This window comes from Streptomyces sp. (genome assembly GCF_035563135.1).
Taxonomy (GTDB): Bacteria; Actinomycetota; Actinomycetes; order Streptomycetales; family Streptomycetaceae; genus Streptomyces.
This window is the reverse complement of sequence record NZ_DATMVN010000507.1, coordinates 1-5,893: the sequence shown is the minus strand read 5'-3', so window position 1 is coordinate 5,893 and position 5,893 is coordinate 1. Positions and strand designations below refer to the sequence as shown.

The window sequence follows — 5,893 nt, the reverse complement described above, 5'->3', positions numbered from 1 at the left end:
CTCACCCAACCGGCCCGACCTCCCCAGCACCGTGCTGCGCCCCGGCGAGACCGCCCGCAGCCGTACCGAACTGCGCTTCCCGCACCTGAGGAATCAGTCGATCGCCCTCCGGTGCGGCGGTCTGCTGTGATCCCGGCACCGGCTGACCGATCCGGGAGCCGTCCATGCGCCGGGCTCCCGGCCGACGCGCTCGGCCCGCTCGTGCCGGTCCTCGCGAGGCTGCGTGCCGTCCCCGCGCGTCCGTCACACCGAGGCTCACTTCAGACAGGAGCCCGCCGTCCCGGTCTTCCCCGGGGCCGCGTTCCTGCCGCCGAGGTCGAGGACGTACACCCGCAGATCGCCCTTGCCCGGTGCCGGGACGGACAGCGTGCCGCCGGTCACCACCCGGGTCTCGCCGGTGACGGCGTCCTTGTAGGTGCCATCGGGAATGCCCGAGTACGTGGCACCGCCCGAGACCGTCACCAGGGCCAAGCTGTCCGTACCACTGGCCGCGTCGGTGTAGCGCCGCTTGTACGCCATCGAGCCGGTGACGCCCTCCGTGGAATGCTGCCCCATCGGCAGGGCGGGCACCGCGCGGCGGATCTGGTTGAGCCGCTGCATGTGTGTGACCAGCGGTCCGGCCAAGGTGTCGGCGACCGGGCCGGACGCCGAGCCGACGGTGCCGAAGTCCGACGCCTTCACCGCGCCGGCGAGGTGGCCGCCGTAATACGCCCGGCCGGTCGTCCCCAGCGGACAGGTGGGCCCGCAGCCGGTCTTCTTGCCGGCCTGGAACTCGGTCTCGGAGCCGTAGTACAGCGTGGGGATGCCGCGGAAGGCCCACATCAGCGACATGTTCTCGGCCCAGGCGTCCGTACCGCCGGCGTAGCGCCCGCTGCTCTTGTCGGGTCCGTAGTCATGGCTGTCGACGTACACGACGTTGCAGGTGGCGTCGTCGTGACTGTCGTCGGAGTCCTTGCCGTTGCTGTAGGCGTTGTCCGCGTCACCGAAGTTCATGTGCGTGCGCATGTCGATGACGTTCATGCCGGAGAACCGGCTGTGATCCGGGGCGTGGGGGTCGTTGCCCTTCAGGAAGGCGTTGTCGGACGTCGGCCGGGAGCCGGTGCCCTGCTGCTGCTCGTAGTCGTACATCTCGAGGGCGGCCTTCTCGTCGTCCGCGCCGTACTCCTTGCGCTCCTTCCAGGCGTGGAACTGCGCGGAGTGGCTGACCGAGCCGCGGTTCCACTGGGCCTCGAACAGGCTCCGGGCCCGCGCCGCCCGCTGCGGGGTCCGGCCTTCCTCGGCCGGCCACCCCTCCGCGCTCACCGCTGTCGGCCGGACGGGCTTGCCCCGGTGCCGATCGTTGGGCTGTCCGGCTGACGCGGCTCAGGCCCGCCGGGGATGTGGACGAAAGGTCAGGTGTTCGCACTCCGCGGGCCTCACGGGTCCGCGACCCGCCCTCCACCTCAAGGGAGAACGCATGCGCCTGCGCGCCCGCTGGGCACCGGCCGTCCTGCTGCTGATCGCCCCCCTGACCGGTACCACCACGGCCACGGCCGACACCGGCGAAACCCTGGTGCCGGTGCAGAAGTCGGCCCGGGCCGTGCCCGGCCAGTACATCGTCACGCTCTCGCCCGAGCAGAAGCCGGACGCCATGGCCGAGCAGCTCGGTATCCGTACCCTCTTCACCTACAGCAAGGTCCTGCACGGTTTCGCGGCCTCGCTCACGGCCGCCCAGCTCGAACAGGTGCGCGGCGCGGCAGGCGTCCAGGCGGTCGAGGAGAACAGCGAAGCCTCCGTCCCGCCCCCCGCCGCCGAGGTGGCGGGGAAGCGGGCCGTGGCCGGGAGCTGGGGGCAGGACCGCATCGACCAGCGGGAGCTGCCGTTGGACGGCACCTACGCCGCGGGCGGCGCGGGCCAGGGGGTGACCGCGTACATCCTCGACACCGGCATCGAGTCCGCCCACAGCGAGTTCGGCGGCCGGGTGGGCGCCGGGTACGACGCGGTCGGTGACGGCCGCGACGGGGAGGACTGCAACGGCCACGGCACGCACGTGGCCGGGACCGTGGCCGGTGCGACGTACGGTGTCGCCCCCGCGGCCTCCCTGGTGCCGGTGCGGGTGCTCAACTGCGAGGGCTCGGGCACGTGGGCCGGGGTCATCGCCGGCCTCGACTGGATCGCCCGGAACGCCGGGCAGCCGGCCGTGGTCAACGCCTCGCTCGGTGGGCCCGCGTCGTCGGCCGTCGACGACGCGTTCGACGCCCTCGCGGCGCAGGGCACCCTGCCCGTGGTCGCGGCGGGCAACGAGGACCAGGACGCCTGCGACGTGTCCCCGGCCCGCGCCGACGGCGTACTCGCCGTCGGGGCGAGCGACGCCCAGGACCGGCAGGCGGCGTTCAGCAACTGGGGCAGCTGTGTGCGGCTGTACGCCCCGGGCGTGGACATCGTCTCCGCGAACCTCGGCGGGGGTGCCACGACGTTGAGCGGAACGTCCATGGCCAGCCCGCACGTCGCCGGTGCCGCGGTGCTCCACATGGAGCAGAACCCCGACGCGGCACCGCGGGAAGTCGTGGACAGGCTCGCCGCCGAGGCGACCCCGGACGTCCTGACCGATCTGGGCTCCGGCTCGCCCGACCGGCTCCTGTACACCGGTGGTCTCTGACCTCCGGCCGGCTCCACGGGAGCGGGGCGCGCGTCCTGCGGGCTCCGCTCCCCGGCGTGTCGTACGGCAGGTGCTTTCGGACGGTCCGCGGCTACGCGTGGAACCTCTATTTCGGTTCTTGATGTGCCGGCGGAGGAGCGAGGGAGCGAGGGCTGCGGCACAGTGGTCGTATGGACGATCTCAACGCTCTGGCCGACGAGCACCTGGCCGCAGCCCGCGCCCACGCGCACGGACGCAGCGCGCATCTCCTGCTGCGGCAGGAGCCTCTGCGGCAGACGGTGATCGCGCTCACCGAGGGCTCCGCCCTCGACGAGCACAACGCGCCCCCCGCCGCCTCGCTCCAGGTGCTGCGCGGCGCGGTCAGACTCACCGCGGGGTCCGGGGACGTGGACCTCACGGCAGGCAGGCTGCACCCCATTCCCCAGGAGCGGCACGGGCTGCTGGCCCTCCAAGACGCGGTGGTGCTGCTCACGGCCGTGAACGACTGAGCCGGCCTGGAGTACGGCCGGGAGATCGAGGCATGAGAGAAAGGGAGCAGCCGGGGCGTCGTGAGGCGTCCCGGCCGTCGGCCCTTCCCCCGCCCCCCGGAGACTCCGCGTGCCCAGCAGGACCGAAGACCCCCTCGCGGAACGCGCGGTGTCCCCGGCAGGACGCACCGCGCGGAGGCACTGGCGCGCCGCCCTGCGCCGGACCCCCGTCTCGCTGTGGAACGACGACCTCTCCGACTGGGCGGCCGCCCTCACCTACTACGCCATCCTGGCGCTGCTCCCCGCCCTCCTCGTCACCGTCTCCGTCATCGGCCTGGCCAACCCCGGCGCCACCAACGCCCTGATCGCCGACATCACGGCCTTCGCACCGGCAGAGTCCGGAGCGGCGCTGCGGCGGCCCCTGGAGGCGGCCACCCAGGAGCGCACCGCCGTCTGGCTGCTCGTGGCCACCGGCAGCGTGAGCGCGGTGTGGTCCGCCTCCAGCTATCTGGCGGTCTTCCGCAGGGCGATGCACGCCATGTACCAGGTGAAGGACACCAGGCCCGCCCTGCGCCAGGTGCACGTCATCGTGCCCTCGGCCATGGGGCTGCTCGTCCTGCTGATGACCAGTGCTTTCGCTCTCGTGCTCACCGGACCCCTGGCACGCTGGCTCGGACGCCGCGTGGGCCTGGCACGGGCGAGCGAGACCTTGTGGGAAGGACTCAAATGGCCCGTGATGCTCTGTCTGGTCGCCTGCCTCATCCTGGTCCTCTTCAGCACCGGTCCGCGCTCCGCGCGCAGCCTCCGGCAGGCGCTGCCCGGCGGGGTGCTCGCCGCGTTCCTGTGGCTGACCGCCTCGGCCGGGTTCGCGCTGTACGCGACCCACATCGGCAGTTACAGCCGGCTGTACGGTTCGCTGGCCGGCCTGGTCGTCTTCCTGATCTGGATCTGGTTCACCAATCTCGCGCTCCTGGCCGGCGCCCAGTTCAACGTGGAGCTGGCGCGCACGCAGGACCGCCAGGGGCGCGAGGTGCCCTGAGGGGCCCCAGGGCCTTGTGGGAGCGCTCCCAGGCGGCGAGGATGAGGTGATGACCCGGACCGCGCACATACGTCCCTACCGGCCCGCCGACCGGGAGGCCCTCGCGGACATCTGCGTCCGCACGGCCGACAACGGCGGCGACAGCACGCACCTGTACCCCGACCCCGGGCTGATGCCCGCGCTGTTCGCCGAGCCCTACACCCACCTCGAACCCGGACTCGCCTTCGTCCTGGACGACGGCTCCGGACGTGCGGCCGGCTACGTCCTGGGAACCGCGGACACCCGGCGGTTCGTGGAAGCCTTCCGGGCGGTGTGGCTCCCCCTGGTGACGGAGCGCTTCCCCGAACCCGAAGGGGAAGCCGGAACGCCCACCGAGGCGATGACGGCCCTCCTGTACCGCCCTGAGCGCATGATCCTCCCGGAGCTGGACGACCACCCCGCGCACCTGCACATCGACCTGTTGCCGCCGTGGCAGCGCAAGGGGTACGGCCGGGAGCTGATGGGCGCGTTCCTCGACGCCCTGCACCGGAAGGGGGTCCGGGCGGTCCATCTGTCCATGCTGACGGCGAACACTCCGGCCAGGGCCTTCTACGACCGGCTCGGGTTCCGGGTGATCGACGTGCCCGATCCCGGCGCGCTCACCTATCTGGGGCGCTCGACGGAGGGTGTGGAGCCGGTGGGCCGGGCAGGTAGTGGGTGGCGAGTCCGGGAGAGGGCCCAGGGCGCCGGTGCGGAGAGGTGAGGGGCATGACGGAGCGGAGCGCGTGGAATTTCACGGACGACCGGGGCCGGCTGGTGGTGGCGGACCGCCGGCCGTCCCGGGTGCTCGCGTACGTCCAGGCGGGAGCGACGCTGTGGGACTACGGGATACGCCCGGAGGGGATATTCGGGTCCGGGCACGACGGGGCGGAGCCCGACCGGGCGAAGACCGGTGCGCTCCCGCTGGACGCCGTGGACTACCGCGGCGCGGGCGACGACCTGGACGTGGACACACTGTTACGCGGCGGACCCGACCTGGTCGTCGCCGTCAGTTACGGCCACGGCCAGCTCTACGGGCTGGACCCGGACACCGCCAAGCACCTGGAGGGGAGTGTCCCGGTCGTCGTGATCGACGTGGGCCAGGCCCGCACCCTCGACCGGGTCGCCGAGCGGTTCGCCGGACTCGCCCGCTCGCTCGGCGGCGTACCGGTCCCGGACGCCGCGGCCGAGCTGCACACCGCCCGCGAGCGGCTCCGCGCGGCAGCCCGCTCCGCTTCCGGAGGCCCCGGGGTGCTGGCCCTCTCGCCCGCGAGCCAGGAGCAGGCCCACGCCGCCCGTCCCCGGATGTGGCCCGAACTGCGCGTCCTGGCCGAGCTGGGGGTCGATCTCGTGTCCCCGCCGGAGGGGGCCGGAGTCAACTGGGCCACCCTCGACTGGGCGGACGCGGCAGCCCTGGAGCCCGGCATCGTCCTGACGGACACCCGGTCCAACGCGGTCCCGCTCGGCGAGATCACCGCCCCCGCCTGGGAGGCCGCCGGGCACCGCGCGCGGAGCGTGCCGTGGAACCCGGAACCCCTGTGCAGCCCGCAGGCCCATGCGCGTTTCCTCGCGCTCGTGGCGGACGCGGTGGAGGGGGCGCCGGACGGCTGAACAAGTTTCCCAGGAAAATTCTGCAAAATATGGGGCAGAGAGCCGGTGCGGCCCGGGCCGCCGCCATGGACAGCGACGCGACGCACCGTGTCCGCCGGGCCGTGCTGGTCACCGCCGGAC

The 5,893-nt window shown here is 73.0% G+C and carries 5 protein-coding genes and 1 pseudogene; 5 read left to right on the top strand and 1 reads right to left on the bottom strand.

Annotation, left to right across the window (positions count from 1 at the left end; translation table 11 throughout):
* Positions 1-255: 255 nt before the first annotated feature.
* Positions 256-1,224, bottom strand: a pseudogene (locus tag VN520_RS22200) (alpha-amylase); the annotation flags it as partial.
* Between the two features lie 232 nt (positions 1,225-1,456).
* On the opposite strand from VN520_RS22200, the gene VN520_RS22195 reads away from it, so the two are divergent.
* The 5 genes from VN520_RS22195 (at position 1,457) to VN520_RS22175 (ending at position 5,773) form a co-directional block, all read left to right on the top strand.
* Complete coding sequence (locus VN520_RS22195; RefSeq protein ID WP_325748691.1) at positions 1,457-2,638, top strand: S8 family peptidase; 1,182 nt, start codon at positions 1,457-1,459, stop codon at positions 2,636-2,638.
* A gap of 170 nt (positions 2,639-2,808) precedes the next feature.
* Complete coding sequence (locus VN520_RS22190; protein ID WP_325748690.1) at positions 2,809-3,126, top strand: cupin; 318 nt, start codon at positions 2,809-2,811, stop codon at positions 3,124-3,126.
* A gap of 109 nt (positions 3,127-3,235) precedes the next feature.
* A complete protein-coding gene (locus VN520_RS22185) occupies positions 3,236-4,144 on the top strand; it encodes a YihY/virulence factor BrkB family protein (protein WP_414719912.1) in 909 nt (302 codons plus the stop codon).
* A 49-nt stretch (positions 4,145-4,193) separates the two neighbouring features.
* On the top strand, positions 4,194-4,886 hold the full coding sequence (locus tag VN520_RS22180; protein ID WP_325748689.1) for a GNAT family N-acetyltransferase: 693 nt from the start codon (positions 4,194-4,196) through the stop codon (positions 4,884-4,886).
* 5 nt (positions 4,887-4,891) lie between these two features.
* Positions 4,892-5,773 carry an ABC transporter substrate-binding protein gene (locus VN520_RS22175; RefSeq protein ID WP_325748688.1) on the top strand — a complete coding sequence of 294 codons (882 nt, stop codon included), beginning with the start codon at positions 4,892-4,894 and terminating at the stop codon, positions 5,771-5,773.
* Positions 5,774-5,893 lie beyond the last annotated feature (120 nt).